The sequence below is a fragment of the Streptomyces sp. ISL-36 genome, from assembly GCF_018614205.1.
Lineage (GTDB): Bacteria > Actinomycetota > Actinomycetes > Streptomycetales > Streptomycetaceae > Streptomyces.
This window is the reverse complement of record NZ_JAGGOS010000013.1, coordinates 23478-43774: the sequence shown is the minus strand read 5'-3', so window position 1 is coordinate 43774 and position 20297 is coordinate 23478. Positions and strand designations below refer to the sequence as shown.

21 protein-coding genes and 5 tRNA genes are annotated in these 20297 nt (G+C 70.0%); 15 read left to right on the top strand and 11 right to left on the bottom strand.

Annotated features, from left to right (window positions below):
- Window positions 1-73 precede the first annotated feature (73 nt).
- Window positions 74-373 carry a hypothetical protein gene (locus J7E93_RS02600; RefSeq protein ID WP_215065570.1) on the bottom strand — a complete coding sequence of 100 codons (300 nt, stop codon included), beginning with the start codon at window positions 371-373 and terminating at the stop codon, window positions 74-76.
- A gap of 113 nt (window positions 374-486) precedes the next feature.
- Here J7E93_RS02600 and J7E93_RS02595 point away from each other — a divergent pair, with 113 nt between their 5' ends.
- The 6 genes from J7E93_RS02595 (at window position 487) to J7E93_RS02570 (ending at window position 2626) form a co-directional block, all read left to right on the top strand.
- Window positions 487-705: a hypothetical protein gene (locus tag J7E93_RS02595; RefSeq protein WP_215065569.1), complete on the top strand. Its 219-nt coding sequence runs from the start codon at window positions 487-489 to the stop codon at window positions 703-705.
- A 3-nt stretch (window positions 706-708) separates the two neighbouring features.
- On the top strand, window positions 709-1215 hold the full coding sequence (locus J7E93_RS02590; RefSeq protein WP_215065568.1) for a hypothetical protein: 507 nt from the start codon (window positions 709-711) through the stop codon (window positions 1213-1215).
- Between the two features lie 63 nt (window positions 1216-1278).
- A complete protein-coding gene (locus J7E93_RS02585; RefSeq protein WP_215065567.1) occupies window positions 1279-1611 on the top strand; it encodes a hypothetical protein in 333 nt (110 codons plus the stop codon).
- Complete coding sequence (locus tag J7E93_RS02580; RefSeq protein ID WP_215065566.1) at window positions 1548-2132, top strand: hypothetical protein; 585 nt, start codon at window positions 1548-1550, stop codon at window positions 2130-2132. The genes J7E93_RS02585 and J7E93_RS02580 overlap by 64 nt, the downstream gene beginning before the upstream one ends.
- Window positions 2133-2144: 12 nt before the next feature.
- Window positions 2145-2372 carry a hypothetical protein gene (locus J7E93_RS02575; protein WP_215065565.1) on the top strand — a complete coding sequence of 76 codons (228 nt, stop codon included), beginning with the start codon at window positions 2145-2147 and terminating at the stop codon, window positions 2370-2372.
- Complete coding sequence (locus J7E93_RS02570; protein WP_215065564.1) at window positions 2369-2626, top strand: hypothetical protein; 258 nt, start codon at window positions 2369-2371, stop codon at window positions 2624-2626. Before J7E93_RS02575 ends, J7E93_RS02570 begins: the two co-directional genes overlap by 4 nt.
- Window positions 2627-2690: 64 nt before the next feature.
- On the opposite strand, the gene J7E93_RS02565 is transcribed toward J7E93_RS02570, so the two are convergent.
- Window positions 2691-3266 (bottom strand): HD domain-containing protein, encoded by a 576-nt coding sequence (locus J7E93_RS02565; RefSeq protein ID WP_215065563.1) that lies wholly within the window; start codon window positions 3264-3266, stop codon window positions 2691-2693.
- Between the two features lie 13 nt (window positions 3267-3279).
- Window positions 3280-4386, bottom strand: a complete 1107-nt coding sequence (locus J7E93_RS02560) for a DNA-binding transcriptional regulator (RefSeq protein WP_215065645.1) — start codon at window positions 4384-4386, stop codon at window positions 3280-3282.
- A gap of 170 nt (window positions 4387-4556) precedes the next feature.
- On the opposite strand from J7E93_RS02560, the gene J7E93_RS02555 reads away from it, so the two are divergent.
- Entirely contained in the window at window positions 4557-5003 is a 447-nt protein-coding gene (locus J7E93_RS02555; RefSeq protein WP_251065936.1) for a DUF6415 family natural product biosynthesis protein, read from the top strand.
- A gap of 194 nt (window positions 5004-5197) precedes the next feature.
- A complete protein-coding gene (locus J7E93_RS02550; protein ID WP_215065562.1) occupies window positions 5198-5671 on the top strand; it encodes a hypothetical protein in 474 nt (157 codons plus the stop codon).
- 374 nt (window positions 5672-6045) lie between these two features.
- Here the strand turns inward: J7E93_RS02550 and J7E93_RS02545 are convergent.
- From J7E93_RS02545 to J7E93_RS02530, 4 genes are all read right to left on the bottom strand, one after another.
- A tRNA-Lys gene (locus J7E93_RS02545) sits at window positions 6046-6118 on the bottom strand.
- 101 nt (window positions 6119-6219) lie between these two features.
- Window positions 6220-8457: an FG-GAP-like repeat-containing protein gene (locus J7E93_RS02540; RefSeq protein ID WP_215065561.1), complete on the bottom strand. Its 2238-nt coding sequence runs from the start codon at window positions 8455-8457 to the stop codon at window positions 6220-6222.
- 240 nt (window positions 8458-8697) lie between these two features.
- Window positions 8698-10749: a DEAD/DEAH box helicase gene (locus J7E93_RS02535; RefSeq protein WP_215065560.1), complete on the bottom strand. Its 2052-nt coding sequence runs from the start codon at window positions 10747-10749 to the stop codon at window positions 8698-8700.
- 199 nt (window positions 10750-10948) lie between these two features.
- A complete protein-coding gene (locus J7E93_RS02530) occupies window positions 10949-11560 on the bottom strand; it encodes a hypothetical protein (RefSeq protein ID WP_215065559.1) in 612 nt (203 codons plus the stop codon).
- 175 nt (window positions 11561-11735) lie between these two features.
- Between J7E93_RS02530 and J7E93_RS02525 the strand changes: the two genes are divergently transcribed.
- The 4 genes from J7E93_RS02525 (at window position 11736) to J7E93_RS02510 (ending at window position 12477) form a co-directional block, all read left to right on the top strand.
- Window positions 11736-12086: a metallopeptidase family protein gene (locus J7E93_RS02525; protein ID WP_215065558.1), complete on the top strand. Its 351-nt coding sequence runs from the start codon at window positions 11736-11738 to the stop codon at window positions 12084-12086.
- A gap of 109 nt (window positions 12087-12195) precedes the next feature.
- Window positions 12196-12268: transfer RNA gene (locus J7E93_RS02520), tRNA-Glu, on the top strand.
- A gap of 39 nt (window positions 12269-12307) precedes the next feature.
- Window positions 12308-12381: transfer RNA gene (locus J7E93_RS02515), tRNA-Asp, on the top strand.
- Between the two features lie 22 nt (window positions 12382-12403).
- Window positions 12404-12477: transfer RNA gene (locus J7E93_RS02510), tRNA-Phe, on the top strand.
- 153 nt (window positions 12478-12630) lie between these two features.
- Here the strand turns inward: J7E93_RS02510 and J7E93_RS02505 are convergent.
- From J7E93_RS02505 to J7E93_RS02495, 3 genes are read right to left on the bottom strand one after another with little or no spacing between them, the layout of a single operon-like run.
- A complete protein-coding gene (locus J7E93_RS02505) occupies window positions 12631-13476 on the bottom strand; it encodes a cytochrome c biogenesis CcdA family protein (protein WP_215065557.1) in 846 nt (281 codons plus the stop codon).
- Window positions 13473-14267 (bottom strand): thioredoxin domain-containing protein, encoded by a 795-nt coding sequence (locus J7E93_RS02500; protein ID WP_215065556.1) that lies wholly within the window; start codon window positions 14265-14267, stop codon window positions 13473-13475. Before J7E93_RS02500 ends, J7E93_RS02505 begins: the two co-directional genes overlap by 4 nt.
- Window positions 14268-14323: 56 nt before the next feature.
- Window positions 14324-14740 (bottom strand): hypothetical protein, encoded by a 417-nt coding sequence (locus J7E93_RS02495; protein ID WP_215065555.1) that lies wholly within the window; start codon window positions 14738-14740, stop codon window positions 14324-14326.
- Between the two features lie 106 nt (window positions 14741-14846).
- On the opposite strand from J7E93_RS02495, the gene hrpA reads away from it, so the two are divergent.
- The 3 genes from hrpA to J7E93_RS02480 all read left to right on the top strand — a co-directional run bounded on the left by hrpA (window position 14847) and on the right by J7E93_RS02480 (window position 19358).
- Window positions 14847-18785 (top strand): ATP-dependent RNA helicase HrpA, encoded by a 3939-nt coding sequence (hrpA, locus tag J7E93_RS02490; RefSeq protein WP_215065554.1) that lies wholly within the window; start codon window positions 14847-14849, stop codon window positions 18783-18785.
- Between the two features lie 182 nt (window positions 18786-18967).
- Window positions 18968-19044 (top strand) — tRNA-Asp (locus tag J7E93_RS02485).
- A gap of 125 nt (window positions 19045-19169) precedes the next feature.
- Window positions 19170-19358 (top strand): DUF6274 family protein, encoded by a 189-nt coding sequence (locus J7E93_RS02480; protein ID WP_215065553.1) that lies wholly within the window; start codon window positions 19170-19172, stop codon window positions 19356-19358.
- Between the two features lie 322 nt (window positions 19359-19680).
- Here J7E93_RS02480 and bldC read toward each other — a convergent pair whose 3' ends face one another.
- Entirely contained in the window at window positions 19681-19887 is a 207-nt protein-coding gene (bldC, locus tag J7E93_RS02475; RefSeq protein WP_003949541.1) for a developmental transcriptional regulator BldC, read from the bottom strand.
- Window positions 19888-20297: the final 410 nt, after the last annotated feature.

Below are 20297 nucleotides of genomic sequence, written 5' to 3'. Positions count from 1 at the left end.
GGCGGGAAGGACACATCGTGGATATGCGCATCCTCGCCGAACGCGAAGACGCTTGAGTCGACGCGGCTGATGGTCACGGCAGACCCTGCCGGGGTCGCGTGAGGAAGTCCCGGAGGGCGCGTGCTGTGGGACTGAGGTGAGGCGCGATGCTGGCGAGGAAGGCGATGCTGACGATCGCCGCAGCGAGTTCGCCGATGTCTCCCAGGAAGGCGAAGAGGGGCGGGACGCTCAGCAGCAGGAACGTCAGGGAGAGGAAAGCAGGGACGTGTTCCCGGTCGTCTCGTCTGCGCTCGGCGGAGCGCTCATGGAAGCCGACATCCCCGCCGGGGTTGTGGGGTATGACCTTCCACTTGCCGGCATCCCTACCTGACACGAGGATCCGGAAGGTGACGGTCTGGCCGCATTCGAGGTGGCCAATGGTGAAGACGGCCTCCCGGGCGGACTGTTCGCGCCCTGGTTGCCTGGTGGGTAGCGACGTGCACCTGCATGTCAGCGCAGGTCGTCACCCCGGCCGACCCGCGCATGTGGTGCGTCGAATGCGGCACCGGCTGGTGGACCCTCGACTTCCCCGCGGACCCGGAGGCAGCCGAGCGGCAGATGGCCCTGCTCCCCGTCGCCGAGCGGAACTGGTGGCACCCCGCCGCCCCGTCCCGGCCGGCGGAACCTGTGCCGGTCGAGCCGCCCACCCCCGACCCGGAGGTCTGACCCATGCCCCTGGCCACACCCCGCACATGGGTCGTCGGTGAATTCGTGACCGCCGCCTACATGAACGCCGAGATCCGTGACCAGTTCACCGACCTCATCGCCACGTGGGTCGCCTACGTTCCGGCTTGGACCGCGAGCAGCACCAACCCAGCCATCAGCAACGGAACGTTGACCGGCCGGTCCAAGCTCGTCGGAAAGACGTGCACCGCGATCGTCGAGATGGTCGCCGGAACGACCACGACGTTCGGCACCGGGACCTGGCAGTTCTCGCTGCCCTACACCGCGGCGAACCCGGCCGGGACGTCCGCGAACTTCGTCTACTGCGGGGCGGCCCGCGCGCACAGCGCCACGGCCTGGTTCACCGGCACCACGGCCGTCATCAAGAACCAGTCGACGATGAAGGTCTTCTCGCACAGCGCTTCGCAGGAGTGGTCACCCAGCCAGCCGCACAGCTGGACCGCGGCGACCACCAACTACCTGCACGCGCAGATCACCTACGAGACCGCCTGACCCTGCCCCTCCCGCCCGCCCCGCGCCTGCTGGCCGGGGCCTCCCTCATGTCTGGAGGCTCACGTGGCCTGGTACCCCGGCGCGATCCGGATGGAGCTTCAACCGGAGTCCGACTCCCAGGCGTCGATCCGGCCGACGCAGCTCATCCTCCACAGCATCGCGGCGCCGTGGGACGAGCGCCGCATGTACGAGTACTGGCGCGACTCCACCAACCTGGAGTCCCACTTCGGCCTGGACTACGACGGCTCGTTGGGGCAGTTCATCGGCACTGGTACGAAGGCTGACGCCAACTACAGGGCGAACCTGAGACCGGACGGCTCGGGGCGATCTCGTTGGAGTCGGCCTCGAACCTGCAGCACACCGACCCGTGGACCGCAGCGCAGATTGAGGAGCTGATCAAGCTCGGGGTGTGGGCTCACGAGACACACGGGATCCCGCTACGGATCTGCCGCACCTGGGACGACCCCGGCTTCGGCTACCACTCGCTGTTCCGCGAGTGGTCCGTCAGCGGCACCGCCTGTCCCGGCGCGGCCCGCATCAAGCAGTTCAGAGAGATCGTCTTCCCGGGCATCGTCTCCCGGGCCAACGGAACGCAGGAGGAGGCCCCCGACATGGACGCCACCCAGGCCAAGCAGCTCAAGGAGATCCACGCCGCGCAGGTGCCGTACAGCGGCTGGCAGTACAAGGGCAAGGGCACCGTGGACGCGTGGGCCCTCCTGAACAACACCGCCGCGCAGGCCTCCACCGCCGTGAAGTCCGTCGCCGCGCTCGGCACGAAGGTCGACGCCCTCAAGGCCCCGACCCTCACCCCGGACCAGTTGGCCGCACTCGCCACCCAGGTCGCCGCCCACCCCGCGCTCGCCGAGCAGATCGCCGAGCTCGTCGCCGACAAGCTCGCCGCCCGCCTCACTGACTGAACGGAGCCCCCCATGTCCGAAGCCTCGAAGCGCACCGCCCCAACGATCCTGCAGACCGCGCTCGGCATCGCCGTCGTCCTGCCCGCGATCGTGTCCGCCTCCGGCATCCCCGAGTCCCTGCCCTGGGTCGCCGGCGCCCTCGCCCTCGCGGGTGGCTTCGCCCGCGTCATGGCCGTTCCCGGCGTGCAGCGGCTCCTGCCCGGCGGGCTCCGCACCGACGAGCCGGCGGGCCGCGGGTGACGCCCATCGAGTCGGGGCAGGTCGCCTTGGAACTGGAGCGGCTGCGCGGGACCGTGGAGACGGGGTTCGCCCGCAACGACGGCTCGCTCGCACTCCTCGTCCAGCGGAGCGACCAGACCGACAAGCAGCTCGCCGACCATGAAACGCGCCTCGACACCCTGGAGAAATCCCGCTGGCCCCTGCCGTCCATCGCCGCCATCACCGCGTGCGCCGCGCTGGGGCTGACGCTGTACGAGAAGGTCGCCGCCCGCTGAACACCACGCCCCTTCCCCGCCTACGGGCGCGGGAGGGGCGGTTTCGTCGTGTTCGGGGTAGTGCTTACGTCTCGCCGAGGACCGATCGCAGCCAGTCCAGCGAACCGTGTGCGAGGAGTTCTTCAGCGAGTCTCTTGCCCGTCTCAGTCGTCAGCCGGGCTCGGCTGTTGTCGATCCACCGCTGGGCGTTCTCGTACCCCTGCGCCTTGTACTCGATGCCCTGCAGCATGCACTCCAGCTTGTCGGCATCCCGGGCACAGAGCGCCTCAGGAGACTCCTTCGCTTCGTACTCGGCGACTAGCTCGCGCACAGTCGTTGACAGAACCTCGGGCATGCCACGTGTCTGATCCGCAGTTACCTCCCGAGGGTCAGCGCCGGCGGCGTACTTCTTGCCCAGGTAATTCACGTCCCCAGTGCGCGTCTCCTGGGTGTCATGCCAGACGGCAAGGAAGGCGGCGCGAGCGGGGTCAGCACCTTCGAGCTTGGCGATGATGGAGGCGATCAGCGAAGCACGCCAGGAGTGCTCGGCGACACTCTCAGGATCGCGGACGCCAGCCATCCACCAACCGGTGCGCCGAGTGTGCTTGAGCGTGCCCGCCTCATAAAGGAAGTGAGCCACCGCGGACAGGTCGTCTCCCACCGTCCGTCTCCTCTCACGCCTCAGCGAGGCGGATCGCGTACCGGATGCCTTCGAGCTCGCGGCGGGATCGCGCCGACAGCTCCTTGCTATCCAACAGCACCGGGAGACTGATTCGCAGGCCCTGACCGGCGCCAGATGACGGGCGCAGCAGGCTGGGGCGTGCGGCCAGGAGCGCCCACAGGGTGTGTACGTTCAGGTCGAAGAAGCCGTGGTTCGGGGTGAGCCCGCGCACAAGGTGCTGCATCAGCTTGTCGCCTTGCCAAGGCGCTGGCTGGGGCGAGGCGATGAAGTCGTCAGACAGCTGAATGTGCGGCGTCTCTCCGATCCAGTACGCCCAGTAGTTGAGGTTGGCCGCTTCGCTTGGGTCGCTGTCGGCGAGGGTCGTTCTGATGAAGTGGTCCATCCTGTCCTGGTCACCCTGACGGGCGGCGACGGCAGCGACCGACCGCGCGTTGAGCCACCGCGTGAGCCAGTCGTCGGGCCGCGCCGTGCGCTCCTTCGATGAGAGCCACTCCGTGGTGTCGGGCGCATCGTCGTATCCCGCCAGGTACAAGGCCTGACGACGCAGCAGGAAGTCCTCCTTACTGCGGGCCTGTTCAGCCGTGCGGCGCATGCGGGTGAAGAACCGCGTGCGGTCCCCGGCGGGTAGCTCTGGCGCTGCTGGGACGGGGCCGCGGCGGGGACGGGGCGGAGGGGGCAGGTCGCGCAGCGGGGCGGGGGGGACGCCGTTCAGTGGCCAGGCGAGAACCTCGACCAGGTCCCGCTGCATGACCCAAGCTCCCATCGGGTTGGCCGAAGTGGGCGCCTCCTCGTCCAAGGCGCTGGCGAGGAGGACGTCCGCTTCCATCGCCCGCTCCAAGGCGAGGAGCAGGGCAGGGACGGCGCCGAGCTGGAGAAGGCGGTGCCGGTGGACGAGCATCTGGCCGACAGGTGTGGCGGTCAGGGGCCGGCGCCCTGACTCCCAACCAGCGATCGTGTCTGGGGAGACAGGGAATTCCTCGGCCAGGTCTTCCTGGGTGCGGCCGAGCTGCTCGCGGATGAGGCGGAACACGTACCCGGAGCCCACTCCCCCACGCGCTCGCGAGCGGGAACCCTGACCGGGGGTCTGGGTTGTGCGGATGGCTGTCCATGGTGCCCCCTCTGCGCCCTGTCCGGGTCGAATACCCGTACCTGCGGTCACTTCTGGCAGCGATCTCCGGCTTCTACCGTCTTAGTTGCAGTGCCGAACGGACAACTCAGCGTAGTAGGAAGGGCGCCGTTGTGGACGCTATCGAGCTGACACCACAGGTTTTGGCCGACCCCAGGACCACTGTCGAGGTGGAGCTGGGCGAGCTCCTGCTCCAAGGCTCCGGCGACGTCGAGGACCCGGTTAAGGACTCTGTTGAGGCCGACATCCGTCGGGTCCTGGAGATGCGGCACCACCCGGACGCGCTGGCCCTCGCCGCATTGACCGACCGACTCCTCACGCACTGCATCACCCTCGCGGCCGGCGTCGAGGAGATCCCCCCGGCTGAACGCTCGGTACGCGGTGCCGCCGTCCTGGAGACCTGGACGCAGCTGCTGGCGGACGGCCCGGAGGACGGACCGCTGGGCCCGTGGTCCTATGCCCGGCACCTGGCTCTCGCCGCCCGGGACATGCTGAGCGCCCTCAACGACCACCAGGCCGCCGACCGGGGGGCGGGGGCCCCGTTCGTGGGCCGCTCGGGGCTCCCGCCCCTGACACCGGAATCGCCATGAGTGACCTCCAGCGGCAGGCCGTCTACTGCCTCGTCGTCCTCGTCGTCTTGGCCGTTCTGGCGCTCGGTATCACCCTCTGAGCACCCTCCCGGGTCACACGCTGTGGCCATCTGAGCTCGCCTCGGTGAAGCCTCTCCAGCCCCGATGCTGACCCGCCTAGACTGGCTCGGCCGCCATCGACCGAAAGTTCACAAATGCGACTCGACACGTTCCACCAGTTCGCCGTCTCCGCTCTGGCCGCAGCGCCCGATGTCCTGTCCGCAGAGGCGTGGGACCGCGGCGCTGAGCACCTGCGCGGCATCCACGTGACGCTCACCACCGGCGCCCAGTTCTGGCTGGGCGTCACGGCCGCCGCCGCCCCCGGCGACAAATGGGAGGGTCCGGAGATCCCGGTCGAGGGCGAGCCGCCGGCCGAGGTCGCGTACCCCCAGCTGTTTGAGAACGGCAAAGCCTCCCCTGCCCGCGCTCAGGAGTATTTCGCCGCCGCGCTCGCGAATAGCGGAAACAAGCAGATCGCGGAGGCTTACGCCTACAGCAGCGAGGCTCAGACCCCTGGCTTCGGCGTGATCTTCCAGAACGAGGCGCGGGCGTTCTGCCTGATCCACCACACTGCCCGCCCCGGGCAGGGTGTCGGCGGCCGGGCTTTTGACCTCCAGGCCGCCGTCTGAGACTCCCGCCCCCGACGCGGGGCGGGTGGCACCACCCCTATCAGGCACCACCTGATCCAGGAGGACTGATATGCGGTTCGACCCTGCCCTTGTCGAAGGCAACTGCCCCGTGTGCGGAGCGGGCGTAGGCGCCGAGCGCGGCCAGCCCGTCGCGATGCACCAGAGGGGCGGCACCGGCACTGAGACGTGCCCGGGAAGCGGTTCACCTGCCGTGTAGCCCACGGCTTTAGCCCCGCTCGGCCAGGCCCGTCCCCCTGGCCGAGCGGGGCTCCTTCGTATGCAACTCGGCTGAGCATCGGCTGAGCTAACGATCTTCACCTGCCAAAAACGACTCCGGCCCCAGGTCAGAACGTCTCTGACCTGGGGCCGTTCGGTAGGCCGTGTGGGACTCGAACCCACAACCAACGGATTAAAAGTCCGCTGCTCTGCCAATTGAGCTAACGGCCCGCACCCGCAGCATAGCCTCCGTCACCCGTCGGCTCCGACCCCATATGGGGTCGGAGCGTCGCCGGATGGCACGGCCGGGGCCGCGCGGGGCCGCGCGGTCGTCAGGACAGGGTCTTGTACATCTGCCAGCCGCCGCCGAGCTTCACACGGGCACCGAACGCACCCGCGCCGGTGCCGTCGTACCGCCACAGCACACCGGCCGTGTCACGGGCGACCAGGTCCGCCCTGCCGTCGGCGTTGAGGTCGCCGACGCCCGCCACGGCGTTGTAGATCTGCCAGCCCGTGCCGGCCTTCACCCGGCCGCCCAGCGTGCCCGTGCCCGTGCCGTAGTACCTCCACAGCACACCGGCCGTGTCCCTGGCCAGCACGTCGCCGAACGTGTCGCCGTTCAGGTCGCCGACGCCGGTGACCTGGTTGTAGATCTGCCATCCGGTGCCGATCCTGACGCGCGTGCCGAACCTGCCGGCGCCGTTGTCGGGGTACAGCCACAGCTCACCGGTCGACGTACGCGCCAGCAGGTCCGCCCGTCCGTCGCCCGTCAGATCGCCCGGCGAGGTCAGCGAGTTGTAGATGTTCCAGCCGCTGCCGAGTGCGAGCCGGGGACCGCTCGGCGAGAAGGCCTTGCCACAGCTTCCGTCGTGGCGGGTCAGCGCGCCCGCCGAGTCACGCACCACCAGATCGTTGCAGCGGTCCCCCGAGAGGTCCCCGACCGGAACCACCAGCGACGACGCCGGCCAGCCGCTCGCCGAGGCCCCCGTTCCCAGGCTTCCGGTGCCCGTTCCCGTGCGGACGGTCAGCGTGCCGGCCGAGGTGAGGGCGATCAGGTCGCCCTTGCCGTCGCCGCTGAAGTCACGCCACTTGGGCAGTGGCTCGGGCGGCAGGGGAGCGGTGGTGGCCGCACGCAGCTGGGTGGTGAAGTCGCCGGTGGACTGCTGCCATACGGCGACCGGGCGGTTGGTGGCGTCGACGGTGATCTCACCGAGGGCGTAGCCGTCCGTGTTGGTGCTGAGCGGCGTCGGGGCCGCGGACCAGACACCGTCGATCCGGGAGGCTGTCATCAGCTTCCCGCCCGCCGACGAAGAGTTCTGGGTCCAGACGGCGTGCGCGCTGCCGTCGGGGCCGACCGTGAGGTCGAACTGGTCGTCCGGCACATAGCCCGTGGAGAGCGTCTTCAGAGCGGACCAGCTGCCGGTGGAAGCGGACCGGGTGGTGGTACGAGCGCCGAACACGGAGCCGGCAGGGGCGACACCGAGCAGGGTCACGTCGCCCTCGGGGCCGACGGCGACCTTGCGCCAGGCGCCGGTCTCGAATCCGTTGGCCGGCTCCTGGGCCCCCCAGATCAGGCTCCCGGCGGGGCGCTGGGCGACCACCTCCACCGCATCACCGCTCGACGGGGACTCCCGTGCCGCCCAGACCAGGGCGGCGTGACCGCCCTGGCCGAGCGCCAGCGTGGGGTTGCCGGCGTACTCGCCCGGGGCGGAGACGGTGACCGGCTTGCTCCAGCCCGTCCCGTCGGCGGCCAGGTCGGCCACCTTGACCACGCCGCTGTCGGCACCGCTCTGGGCGAACGCCACCGTGGCCGTGCCCTGGCCCGAGGCGATGAGCTGCGGGTGGGAAGAGAGCGGCATGTCCGTCAGAGCCTCGTCGAGCCTGTCCGGCTTCGACCACGCCTCGCCGGGCGCCGTACGGACCGCGGAGTACAGCTCGGTCGACGGTCCCGTGTAGCGCGCCCAGACCGCGACGAGCGTCCCGGACGGGGAGCCGGCCAGCTTCCCGCTGTGCACCCAGCCGGGGTCGGTCATGATGTCGGACGGGGCGGACCACGTGGTGGCTCCGGCCGCGAGGACGGCCATCCGGAAGGAGCCGCCCGGCTTCTCGTTGTACGGCGGCAGATCGTTCGGGAACTCCATCCAGGCCGCCGTGACCGAACCGTCGGCCGAGACGACGAGCTCGGCGTCGCCGCGCCCGGTGGACGTCGTGGCGAGGAGGTGCGGCGCGCCCCAGACGGCGCTGCCGGCCGGGCGTACCGACACGAGGAGTTCGTGCTTGCTGTGGTCCTCGGGAGTGCGGTCCCAGAGGGCGACGACGGCACCGTCCTTGGCCGTCCTGAGGTCACGGATGCCGTGGATGGCCGCCCCGTCCGTCAGGGGCACCGAGGCGGCCCACGGGTCGGGGGCCACGGAGGTTCCCGCGGTGGTGCCGAGGGCGGCGCCGGCCGTCGGCGCCGCGAACGCGGCCGGGGCTCCGGCCGCCACGGCGCCGAGCCCGAGGACGGGTACGAGCGCGGTGCCGAGTATCCGGCGAAGGGTGGCCCTCCTGGGCCGAACGTGCTGAGTCACGTCGTCTCCATGCATGCGATGAGTGCACGGAGGGGACGCGGCACATGTGCCGCGGTCGGCAGCGCGAACGCGCGTGCCCCCCACTGCAGACCCCCCATGCAAGTGCGCCGACTGTAACACCTGTTCAGGCACCGCGGAAGCGATTTTCGAACCCGTTCAAAGAGCGGTGGCGAGGGGATACGAAAGGGCCCGTACGACACCCTCGTGTCGTACGGGCCCTGTTCCTCAGGTCACTCGGCGTCAGCCGTTGCGCTTCCAGCGCGGCTTGTCGTCGCGGCGGCCGAAGGAGGAGCTGTTCGAGCCGGTGCCGCGGTGCTCGCCGCCGCCGCGGTGGTCGTCACGGCGGCCGTACGGGCGGTCGCCGCCGCCCGAGCGGAAGCCGCCCGCGGGACGGTCGTCGCGACGGTCACGGTTGAACGGACGGTCGCTGCCACGGTGGCCGCCCGTGGGACGGTCGCCACCGCGGTCGTCGCGGTTGAAGCCGCCCGACGGGCGGTCGTCACGACGGAAGCCACCGGACGGACGGTCGTTGTCACGGCGGAAGCCACCGGACGACGGACGGTCGTTGTCCCGACGGAAACCACCCGACGACGGACGGTCGTTGTCACGACGCTCGAACGAACGGCCACCACGGTCACCGCCGCGGTCGTCGCGACGGAAACCGCCACGGTCGCCGCCGCGGTCACGGCGCTCGTAGTTGCCCCGCTCGTCGCGGAACGCCGGGCGCTCCTCGCGGCGCTCCTCGCGCACCGGCTCGGCCACCACCGCGGCGATCTCGGCCTCGGCGGCCTCGGTCACCTCGGCGACCGCGGCCTCCGGGTCCTCGCCCCGCTCACGCGCGGAACGGGCGACCAGGCGGTCGGCCTCCTCGCGGAGCTCGGCGGCACGGCGGGTCAGGCGCTCCAGCTGCTTGGTGAGGTCGGCGACCTCGCGCTCGGCCTGCTTGGCGGCGTTGTTCGCGGAGTCCGCCTGGACCTCGGTGAGCGAACGCGCGCCGGTGATCTCGGCGACCTCCGGGTCGAACGCGCCGACGCCCTGCACGATGTGGCGCGTGGCGTCGACGCCCGCGTCCTCCATCAGCCGGAAGATCTGGCGGCGCTGGTGCGGCAGCGACAGGGAGACGACGACACCGGACTTGCCGGCCCGAGCGGTACGGCCCGAGCGGTGCAGGTAGTCCTTGTGGTCACCGGCCGGGTCCACGTTCAGGACCAGGTCGATGCCGTCGACGTGGATGCCGCGGGCGGCGACGTCGGTCGCGACGAGCGCGTTGACGTAACCCTTCTTGAAGTCCTCGAGGACTCGGGTACGGGCGCCCTGCGTCATGCCGCCGTGCAGCGCGTCCGCCTTCACGCCGGAGTCGATGAGCTGCTCGGCGATGCGGTCGGCACCCAGCTGGGTACGGACGAAGATGATCGTGCGGCCCTTACGGGCGGCGATCGCGGCCGTGACCGGCGCCTTGTCCTTCGGCTTCACGACGAGGACGTGGTGCGTCATGGTCGAGACGTTGCCCTGGGCGCTGTCGACCTCGTGCGTGACGGGGTTGTTCAGGTAGCGCTTGACCAGGGTGCCGATCTCGTTCTCCATGGTCGCGGAGAAGAGCATGCGCTGGCCGCCGACCGGAATCTGGTCGAACAGCTCGGTGACCTCGGGCAGGAAGCCCAGGTCGGACATCTGGTCGGCCTCGTCGAGGACCGCGACCTGGACGTTCTCCAGGGAGCAGGCGCCGCGGTTGATGATGTCGCGCAGTCGGCCCGGGGTGGCGACGAGGATGTCGACACCGCGCTCGAGGGCGTAGATCTGGTTGCCCATCGACGTACCGCCGCAGACGACCTTGATCTTCAGGCCGAGCACGTCACCGTACGGCTGGAGGGCGTCCGCCACCTGCATGGCGAGCTCGCGGGTCGGGGTGAGGATGACCGCGCGGGGCTTCTTCTTCTCGGTGTGGCCGCCGGCGAGCTGCGCCAGGGTCGGCAGACCGAAGGAGAGGGTCTTGCCGGAGCCGGTACGGCCGCGGCCGAGGATGTCCTTGCCGGCCAGGGCGTCCGGGATGGTCGCCGCCTGGATCGGGAAGGGGGTGGTCACGCCGTTCTGCGCGAGCTTGCGCACGACGCCCTCGGGAAGACCGAGATCGGCGAACGTGATGGTGGGCTCGGAGGACTCGGCCTCGGTGGACTGGGTCTCGGAGGACTCGAGCTCGGCAGCCTCGGTCTCGACGATCTCGGTGACCTCAAGGGCCTCGACGATCTCGTCGTTCTCGGGCATGACGGCGTGGTCAGAACTGAAAATGGACATGCGAAATGCGAAACCTTCCGGAGTCTCGGCACGCGCCCGTCAACTCCGTGAAATTCGCAAATCGACCGCCTCAATGCGGTCAGCCACGGCTAGGGAGAGTACGCGCCACACGGCGCTCTTCTTTTTCGGCGCCGGGCAATGGGATCAAACGATCTATAACCATACGCACCCTCCCCGCCTCATTGCAAACCGGCCTTCGTCACACCGGCCCCACCTGCGGCGATGCCTCCGGCTCGGCCGGCCCGCCGGGCCCGTCCGCCGCCTTCATGGCACCCATGTGGGTGTCCGCTCCGGGGGACGACGTCGGCGGTTCGGTCGGCTCGGTGGTCGGCTCCGCGGTGGGCTCCTGCGTCGGGGGCGGAGTCGGATCCGGGGTCGGCGTGGGCTCCGGCGGCTCCACCGGCGGGGAACTCTCCCCGCTCGGCGCACTGGGCCCGCCGGCGCCTCCCGCCCCACCCGTCCCACCGGGCTCCTGGCCGGGCTCCGGCCTGCCCCCCGGGCCGCCGCCCGACGACGAGTCCGCCGACGGCTTCCCGGTGGGCGAAGGCGAGCCGCTCGGCACCGGCGACTCCTCGCCGGAGCCGTCCGCCTCCGGCCCGCCCTTCCCGGACACGTCGTGCCCCCCGCCGCGCCGGTCCGACACGCCGACCCCGCCGTCGGACTCGGCGGCCACGCCCTGCTTCCCCGCGGACTTGCTGGGCGCCGGCTTCGCACCCTCGTCCCCGACACTCATACAGCCGCTCAGACCGGCACAGGCGGCGACCGCCAGCGCGGCAGCGGCCCATCTGACACGGGTGGGCAAACAGGGCACGGAGGGCACCTCCAGGACACAGCGGGCAGGATCGGAACGCGGAACGCGAGAGAAGTACGCGTCGCGCTGCCCAACTCCCTTCGCGCCACAAGGGACACGCCCCCGGCGGACAACCCCCGGGGACCACTTCGGCAGGACGCCCCGCAACCGGGCGGCCGTCGCGGACAATGGCGGTGTGCTGGAGATGACACGCGACACGTTCGAAGAGCTGGTGGCCGAGGCCCTGGACACGATCCCCCCGGAGCTCACCCGGGTCATGGACAACGTGGCCGTGTTCGTCGAGGACGAACCCGACCCCTCGGACCCGGAGCTGCTCGGGCTGTACGAGGGAACGCCTCTCACCGAGCGCGGGGAGTGGTACGCCGGGGTCCTGCCGGACCGCATCTCCATCTACATGGGCCCGACCCTGCGCTACTGCGAGACCCGGGAGGACGTGGTCCACGAGGTCGCCGTGACCGTGGTCCACGAGGTCGCCCACCATTTCGGCATCGACGACGACCGACTGCACGAGCTGGGCTGGGGCTGACCCGGGCGGGGCGGCGGCGCCGACGGGAAACCGTTTTGGCGATAGCGGCCGGCATCCCATATGCTTCTCACGTCCCCGACGCGCTGGAAAGCGCCCAGGTGGGCCCTTAGCCCTCATCGTCTAGTGGCCCAGGACGCCGCCCTTTCAAGGCGGTAGCACGGGTTCGAATCCCGTTGGGGGCACGCAACACTGTGTGCGAGACTTGTTCTCGCACATTGCAAGGTCCTGTGGAGCAGTTGGTTAGCTCGCCACCCTGTCAAGGTGGAGGTCGCGGGTTCAAGTCCCGTCAGGATCGCTGAGGTCAGAAATGATCTCGTGGCTGGGTAGCTCAGTTGGTACGAGCGATCGCCTGAAAAGCGATAGGTCGCCGGTTCGACCCCGGCCCCAGCCACAAAAAAGAAGGCCCCGTCCATCGGACGGGGCCTTCTTCGTCGCGCCGCCCCACGGAGCGGTGCCCCACGGAGCGGTGCCCCACGGAGCGGTGCCCCACCGAGCGGTGCCCCCGAGCGGCGCCCACCGGGCGCCGCCGGGTTACGCCGCCCGGTCATGCCGGCTCGTTGGGCTCCTCGCGCTGCCTGCCGCGCCACCCCCGTACCGCGAGCACCACCGCCACCACCGCCACCACCGCGATCAGCAGCACCCCGTCCGGTACCGATCGGCCCAGTGACGCCACCCGCTCCTCCACCGCGAACGAGTCGTCCACCGAGAGCAGCCCCGGCAGCGCCGTGGTGCCGTCGAAGACCAGGAAGACCGTGCCCAGCACGACGAAGAAGAGACCGGACAGCAGCGAGGTCGAATGCGCCTCGAAGCGGCCCACACGGATCGGGCGGCCCCGCAGCCAGCGGCGCCGGCCCAGCTCGTACCGCTCCCAGACCAGCGCGAGCAGGAACAGCGGGACCGCCATGCCCAGCGCGTACACCGCGAGAAGCAGCCCGCCGTACGCCGGGCTGCCGCTCAGCGCCGCCACCGTCAGGACGCTGCCGAGGATCGGGCCGGCGCAGAAGCCGGCGAGGCCGTAGACCAGGCCGAGGGCGTAGACGGAGAGGGCCCCGGTGGGGCGGATCCGGCCGCTGACCTCGGCGATCCGGCGGGAGGCGAAGCCGATACCGAGGATCTGGAGCACACCGAGCACGATGATCAGCCAGCCGCCGAGCCCCACCAGCAGATCGCGGTGGCCGTAGAACAGGCGCCCGGCGAAGGACCCGGCCGCGCCGAGCGGGACGAGCGTGGTGGCGAGCCCGGCGTAGAAGATCCCGGTACGGGCGAGGAGCCGGCTCGCCGAGTCGATCGAGTACGCGAAGAACGCCGGGAGCAGCAGCGCGCTGCACGGGCTGAGGAGGGCCAGCAGCCCCCCGAGGAAGGCCGCCAGATAGCCGATGTCGCTGGTCACCGCCCCACCGTCCCGCCGGTGCCGGTCTTGGCCTTCGCCGCCTTCGCCGCCGCGTCGATCGCCTCCGTGAAGGTCTCCATCGGCTGCGCCCCGGCGATCGGCCGCCCGTTGATCAGGAAGGAGGGGGTCGAGGTCGCCCCCAGCGCGTACCCCTGCTCCTGGTCCTTGCTCACCGCCGTCCGGGCCGCCGCGCTGTCCGTGTCACGTGCGAACCGCGCGAGGTCCCCGACCCCCGCCTCCTCGGCGAGCGCCGCCAGCCGCTCCTTGCCGAAGCCCTTCTCCTTGGCGCCCTCGGCGTACGCGGCCCGGTGGAACTCCCAGAACCGCCCCTGCTGCCCGGCCGCCCACGCGCCCCGCGCCGCCGCCTCCGACTCCTCGCCGAAGATCGGGAAGTTCCGCCACTCGATGCGCAGGGTGCCGTTCTCGACGTACTTCTTCACCAGCGCGGGCTCGGTGTCCCGGGCGAACTTCCCGCAGTAGCCGCACTTGAAGTCGGCGTACTCGATGAGGACGACGGGCGCGTCGGCCCGGCCGAGGGCCAGCTTGTCGGAGGGGTCGCGGCGGGCGTACGCCTCCAGCTCGGGATAGACGCCGGCGGTGGGGTCGGCGGTGACCTCCGCGACCGAGGTGGAGCCACCGGCGCCTCCGGACCCGGACGGCTTGGTGGCGGTGTACGAGACGATCCCGAGCAGGGCGGCGGCGACCGCCACCCCGGAGGCGATCATGATCGGCTTGGAGTGGGACCGGGACGCGGACGTGGACGCGGAGGACCGGGACGCGGGCTTGGACATGGGGAAAACGCTCCTGAACGTGGAGAAAGCGGACGGACGACGACGGGGTCGGCCCGCTACACCCTCAGGATCGACAGTTCCACCGGGGACGGCGGTACGAGCTCCGGCGGCTCAGGACCCGGCAGCAGATCGTGTACGTCCTGGCCCACGGCCCCTGCCCCGCCGGCCGGTCGCCCGGCCGCGAGCGCGGGCAGCAGCTCCCCGAACCCGTTCGGGCGCGGCGGGCTCGCCGGCCGGGCGGCGCCGTCGACCGCGTGTCCCTGGTCGCAGCCCGGCGCCCTGGCCCCGGCGTCCCCGGCCACCGCGTCCACGACCACCACGTCCACGGCCACCGCAGTGCTCGCGGTGTTCGCGTTCGCCGCCACGGCACTCGCCGCCGCCGGGGCGGCCGACGCCGCGCCGCACACCAGCAGCCCCAGGGCCACGCCCAGCAGCGCGGCGAGCGCCACCGACGCGCGGGCGGTGCGGGACATGGGGAGACCTCTCGGGTGGACTGCCCGAAATCTTACGGGCCGCCCGCCACGGCCCCGGTAAATCGGTTCGCCGGTTCTCGGCCCGGGGTGCGATCCTGGATTCCGTATGTCTACTTCCTTCGCCGCCCTCCAGTCCGTCCTGGCCGAGGTCTCGCTGCGGGACGCCCACCGGCTCGGCCGCCGTCTCGAGGGCGCCCGCCGCATCCGCAAGCCCGAGGCCCGTGAGGCCGTCCTGGACGAGATCGCCGCCGAGGCCGGCAAGGCCAAGGAGCGCGTCGACGGACGTGCCGCCCGCGTGCCCGCCGTCACGTACCCCGAGCAGCTGCCCGTCTCCCAGAAGAAGGACGCGATCCTGGAGGCGATACGCGACCACCAGGTCGTGATCGTCGCCGGTGAGACGGGCTCCGGTAAGACCACGCAGATCCCCAAGATCTGTCTGGAGCTCGGCCGGGGCGTGCGGGGCATGATCGGCCATACGCAGCCCCGCCGGATCGCCGCCCGTACCGTCGCCGAGCGCGTCGCGGACGAGCTGAAGACACCGCTCGGCGAGGCGGTCGGCTGGAAGGTCCGCTTCACCGACCAGGTGAACCCCGAGGCGACCTTCGTGAAGCTGATGACGGACGGCATCCTGCTCGCCGAGATCCAGACGGACCGCGAGCTGCGCGCCTACGACACGATCATCATCGACGAGGCCCACGAGCGGTCCCTCAACATCGACTTCCTGCTCGGCTATCTGGCCCAGCTGCTGCCCAAGCGCCCCGACCTCAAGGTCGTGATCACCTCCGCGACCATCGACCCCGAGCGCTTCTCCCGCCACTTCGGCGACGCGCCGATCGTCGAGGTCTCCGGCCGGACCTATCCCGTCGAGGTCCGCTACCGCCCCCTCCTGGAGGAGGACAGCGACGAGTCCGACCGCGACCAGATCACCGCGATCTGCGACGCCGTCGACGAGCTGCAGTCCGAGGGCCCGGGCGACATCCTCGTCTTCCTCTCCGGCGAGCGCGAGATCCGCGACACGGCGGACGCGCTGATCAAGAAGCAGCTGCGCGCCACGGAGATCCTGCCCCTCTACGCCCGCCTGAGCCACGCCGAGCAGCACCGCGTCTTCCAGGCCCACTCGGGTCGCCGGATCGTCCTCGCCACGAATGTCGCCGAGACCTCGCTCACCGTCCCCGGCATCAAGTACGTGATCGATCCGGGCACCGCCCGCATCTCGCGCTACTCCCACCGCACCAAGGTCCAGCGGCTGCCCATCGAGCCGGTCTCCCAGGCCAGCGCCAACCAGCGCAAGGGCCGCTGCGGCCGTACGTCCGACGGCATCTGCATCCGTCTCTACTCCGAGGACGACTTCCTCTCCCGCCCGGAGTTCACGGACGCCGAGATCCTGCGGACGAATCTGGCGAGCGTCATCCTGCAGATGACCGCGGCCGGCCTCGGCGAGATCGAGAAGTTCCCCTTCATCGACCCGCCGGACCACCGCAACATCCGCGACGGCGTGCAGCTCCTCCAGGAGCTCGGTGCGATCGACCCGGCCGAGAAGGATCCGAAGAAGCGGCTGACCCAGCAGGGCCGCAAGCTCTCCCAGCTCCCCGTCGACCCGCGTCTGGCCCGGATGGTCCTGGAGGCCGACAAGAACGGCTGTGTACGGGAAGTCATGGTGATCGCGGCCGCGCTCTCCATCCAGGACCCGCGCGAGCGCCCCGCCGAGAAGCAGGCCCAGGCCGATCAGCAGCACGCCCGTTTCAAGGACGAGACGAGCGACTTCCTCGCCTTCCTGAACCTGTGGCGGTACATCCGCGAGCAGCAGAAGGAGCGCGGATCCAGCTCCTTCCGCCGGATGTGCAAGCAGGAGTACCTGAACTTCCTGCGCGTCCGCGAGTGGCAGGACATCTACGCGCAGCTGCGGACGGTCGCCAAGCAGCTGGGCATCCATGTCAACGAAGAGGACGCGCCCGAGCAGTCCGTCCACACCTCGCTCCTCGCCGGACTCCTGTCCCACATCGGGATGAAGGACGTGAAGGAGGGCGCCAAGAACGAGTATCTGGGCGCCCGCAGCGCCAAGTTCGCGATCTTCCCCGGCTCGGCGCTCTTCAAGAAGCCCCCGCGCTTCATCATGTCCGCCGAGCTGGTGGAGACCTCCCGCCTGTGGGCCCGGGTCAACGCGAAGATCGAGCCGGAGTGGATCGAGCCGCTCGCCCAGCACCTGATCAAGAAGACGTACAGCGAGCCGCACTGGGAGAAGGACCAGGCGGCGGTCATGGCGATCGAGAAGGTGACGCTCTACGGCGTCCCGATCGTCACGGACCGCAAGGTGAACTACGGGAAGATCGACCCCGAGGCCTCGCGCGAGCTGTTCATCCGCAACGCGCTCGTCGAGGGCGACTGGCGCACGCACCACAAGTTCTTCGCCGACAACCGCAGGCTCCTCACCGAGGTCGAGGAGTTGGAGCACCGCGCCCGCCGCCGGGACATCCTGGTCGACGACGAGACGCTCTTCGACTTCTACGACCAGCGGGTGCCCGAGCACGTCGTGTCCGGCGCGCACTTCGACTCCTGGTGGAAGCACAAGCGCCGTGAGGAACCGGAGTTCCTCGACTTCGAGCGCGAGATGCTCATCAACGAGAAGGCCGGCGCGGTCACCAAGGACGACTATCCGGACTCCTGGCGTCAGGGTCCTCTGAAGTTCCGGGTGACGTACCAGTTCGAGCCGGGCGCGGACGCGGACGGCGTCACGGTCCACATCCCGCTCCAGGTCCTCAACCAGGTCACCGACGAGGGCTTCGACTGGCAGATCCCGGGCCTGCGGGAAGAGGTCGTCACGGAGCTCATCCGCTCCCTGCCCAAGCCGATCCGCCGCCACTACGTGCCCGCGCCGAACTACGCCGACCGCTTCCTCGACTCGGCCGTACCGCTGCAGGAGCCGCTGCCGGTCACGCTCGCACGCGAGCTGCAGCGGATGGTGGGCGTCCCGGTCACGGCGGACGACTTCGACCTGTCGCGCGTCCCGGACCACCTCAAGATCACCTTCCGGATCGTCGACGAGCGGCGCCGCAAGGTGGCCGAGGACAAGGATCTGGAGGCGCTCAGGCTGAAGCTGCGCCCCAAGGCCCGTCAGGCGCTCTCCAAGGCCGCCGCGGCGGCCACGGCGGGCCCGGACGGCTCCGGGCAGTCCCTGGAGCGCACGGGGCTCACGGAGTGGACGATCGGCACGCTCACCAAGGTCTTCGAGACCCGGCGGGCCGGGCAGCCGGTCAAGGCGTACCCGGCGCTCGTGGACGAGGGCGAGACCGTCTCCGTACGCCTCTTCGACACGGAGGCGGAGCAGGCGCAGGCGATGTGGCGGGGGACGCGGAAGCTGATCCTGCTGAACATCCCGGTGAACCCGGCGAAGTTCGCCTCGGACAAGCTGACCAATCAGCAGAAGCTGGCCCTGTCCCGGAACCCGCACGGCTCGATCCAGGCGCTCTTCGACGACTGCGCGACCGCGGCGGCCGACCGGCTGATCGCGGACCACGGCGGGCCGGTCTGGGACGAGGAGTCCTTCCGGAAGCTGTACGACAAGGTCCGCGCCGACCTCGTCGACACGACGGTACGGACGGTGGGCCAGGTCCAGCAGATCCTGGCGGCCTGGCAGGCCTGCGAGCGGCGTCTGAAGGCGACGAACAGCCTGGCCCTGATCAACAACCTGGCGGACGTGCGCGAGCAGCTGGCGTGGCTGATGCCGTCGGGCTTCGTGACGAGGACGGGGCTGCGGCGGCTGCCGGACCTGATGCGCTACCTGGTGGCGGTGGACCGGCGGCTGCAGCAGATGCCGACGGGGGTCCAGCGGGACACCACGCGCATGGAGAAGGTCCAGGAGATGCAGGACGAGTACGCGTGGCTGCTCGAACAGCTCCCGCAGGGGCGGCCGGTGCCGAAGGAGGTCACCGACATCCGCTGGATGATCGAGGAGCTCCGGGTCAGCTACTTCGCGCACGCGCTGGGCACGGCGTACCCGGTCTCGGACAAGCGAATCGTGAAGGCGATCGACGCGGCGGCACCGTAGCGGCACCGTAGGCACCGTAGGCACCGTGGCGCCGTGCCGCCGAGGCGACCGGCACCACCGCCGTAACGACCGAAAACGCCGCAGAGGGGCCCGGTCGGGAGTGGCGCCTTGCGTCGGTTCGACCTGACCCTCTGACCTGCTGTACAGTCTTCTTCGCAGCCCCTTCGCGGAGCTGCGAACGAGGTCCTGTGGAGCAGTTGGTTAGCTCGCCACCCTGTCAAGGTGGAGGTCGCGGGTTCAAGTCCCGTCAGGATCGCCATGAAGAAGGCCCGCACCGTGAGGTGCGGGCCTTCTTCGTTGCCTTCCCGTGTATTGACGGCGTCGCCCGTCGCCCGGTACCCCAGACATCAGGGAATCGGGGGCCCACACCGGAGGTGGTCGCGCATGGCCGCGGCATCCGCAGCACGTGAGTCGAGACACGAGACACGCGCGCTCCTGCGCGCCCATTTGGCGGCCGCGTCCCGCTACGGGCACATCACGCGCCACTGCACCGTCTGCCATCGCCTGCTGCGGCTCGCCATGGAGCTCCCGGACCCCGACGACTCCCAGGACGAAAGACCCACCAACCCCTGACCAACGGCGGGTTGGGCTCTGTCCCGGGGGTGGGAGGCTGTTCTTTGGCAAGACTTCGACACTGTGACGGGTGTCACCGAACGAGTTTGTGGAACCCCTTCACTTACACCCTCCCTACACGCGCCCGATTTAATATGTGCAATTGCACTAGCCCCCGGGGTGTGCGAGCGGGCACAAAAAAGATCGCGCTGGACCCGGCGGAGTCCAGCGCGATCGATGACCAAGAGCCTGTTGGGGCAGGCGCCGGCCGGCAGAGCTAGGGGTGGGCGGTCCGAGTTGGGGGACCCGGAAATGCCCGGTGAAGCGGGGTGTTGCGCGTACCTCAGGCCTCGCTGCGCTGCTGCGGAATGCCCGCCAGCAGTGCGCGGACCTCAGCCTCGCGGTACCGGCGATGCCCACCCAGCGTGCGGATGGACGTGAGCTTTCCTGCCTTCGCCCAACGGGTCACCGTCTTCGGGTCCACACGGAACATCGTGGCAACCTCGGCGGGGGTCAGCAGCGGCTCGGCATCAGGGGTGCGAGCGGTCATGAGCGGCCTCCTCGGGAGAACCGAACCTTCTCGGTTCTTTCCTCTAAATTCTGCACCTTGACCCGCGTTGCCCGAAATGGCGGACGCGAGCCGAGTCGGTTATAGGACGAACGGCTTGTCCTCGGCACTACAACTACACCATCCGTCCAGCCACGTCGGCCAAACCGATGGAATTGCCCTCGCAGGTGTTCATCAGCGGCGGAAGTCGATGGACCATGCCATAACGGACAGTCACGCGCCTGTGACGATCAGTCACAGAGCGATCAGGAGTCCTCAGACCCCCCATAGAGTGCAATGCTGAGCGTTCCGCCCAAAGATGGACGGAAGGAACCCTCCCCGGACTCCTTGTCCTATTTTGGCACGAGGGTGGGCGATGGGCGCAAGGGCACGGTAAGTGCTGTCCGTCACGC

Bases quoted from the DNA above. Each gene is read 5' to 3' on its own strand.
- hrpA (WP_215065554.1), top strand. From the start codon at position 14,847: ATGTCTACTTCCTTCGCCGCCCTCCAGTCCGTCCTGGCCGAGGTCTCG.
- J7E93_RS02480 (WP_215065553.1), top strand. From the start codon at position 19,170: ATGGCCGCGGCATCCGCAGCACGTGAGTCGAGACACGAGACACGCGCG.
- J7E93_RS02495 (WP_215065555.1), bottom strand. From the start codon at position 14,740: ATGTCCCGCACCGCCCGCGCGTCGGTGGCGCTCGCCGCGCTGCTGGGC.
- J7E93_RS02590 (WP_215065568.1), top strand. From the start codon at position 709: ATGCCCCTGGCCACACCCCGCACATGGGTCGTCGGTGAATTCGTGACC.
- J7E93_RS02500 (WP_215065556.1), bottom strand. From the start codon at position 14,267: ATGTCCAAGCCCGCGTCCCGGTCCTCCGCGTCCACGTCCGCGTCCCGG.
- J7E93_RS02535 (WP_215065560.1), bottom strand. From the start codon at position 10,749: ATGTCCATTTTCAGTTCTGACCACGCCGTCATGCCCGAGAACGACGAG.
- bldC (WP_003949541.1), bottom strand. From the start codon at position 19,887: ATGACCGCTCGCACCCCTGATGCCGAGCCGCTGCTGACCCCCGCCGAG.
- J7E93_RS02595 (WP_215065569.1), top strand. From the start codon at position 487: ATGTCAGCGCAGGTCGTCACCCCGGCCGACCCGCGCATGTGGTGCGTC.
- J7E93_RS02575 (WP_215065565.1), top strand. From the start codon at position 2,145: ATGTCCGAAGCCTCGAAGCGCACCGCCCCAACGATCCTGCAGACCGCG.
- J7E93_RS02550 (WP_215065562.1), top strand. From the start codon at position 5,198: ATGCGACTCGACACGTTCCACCAGTTCGCCGTCTCCGCTCTGGCCGCA.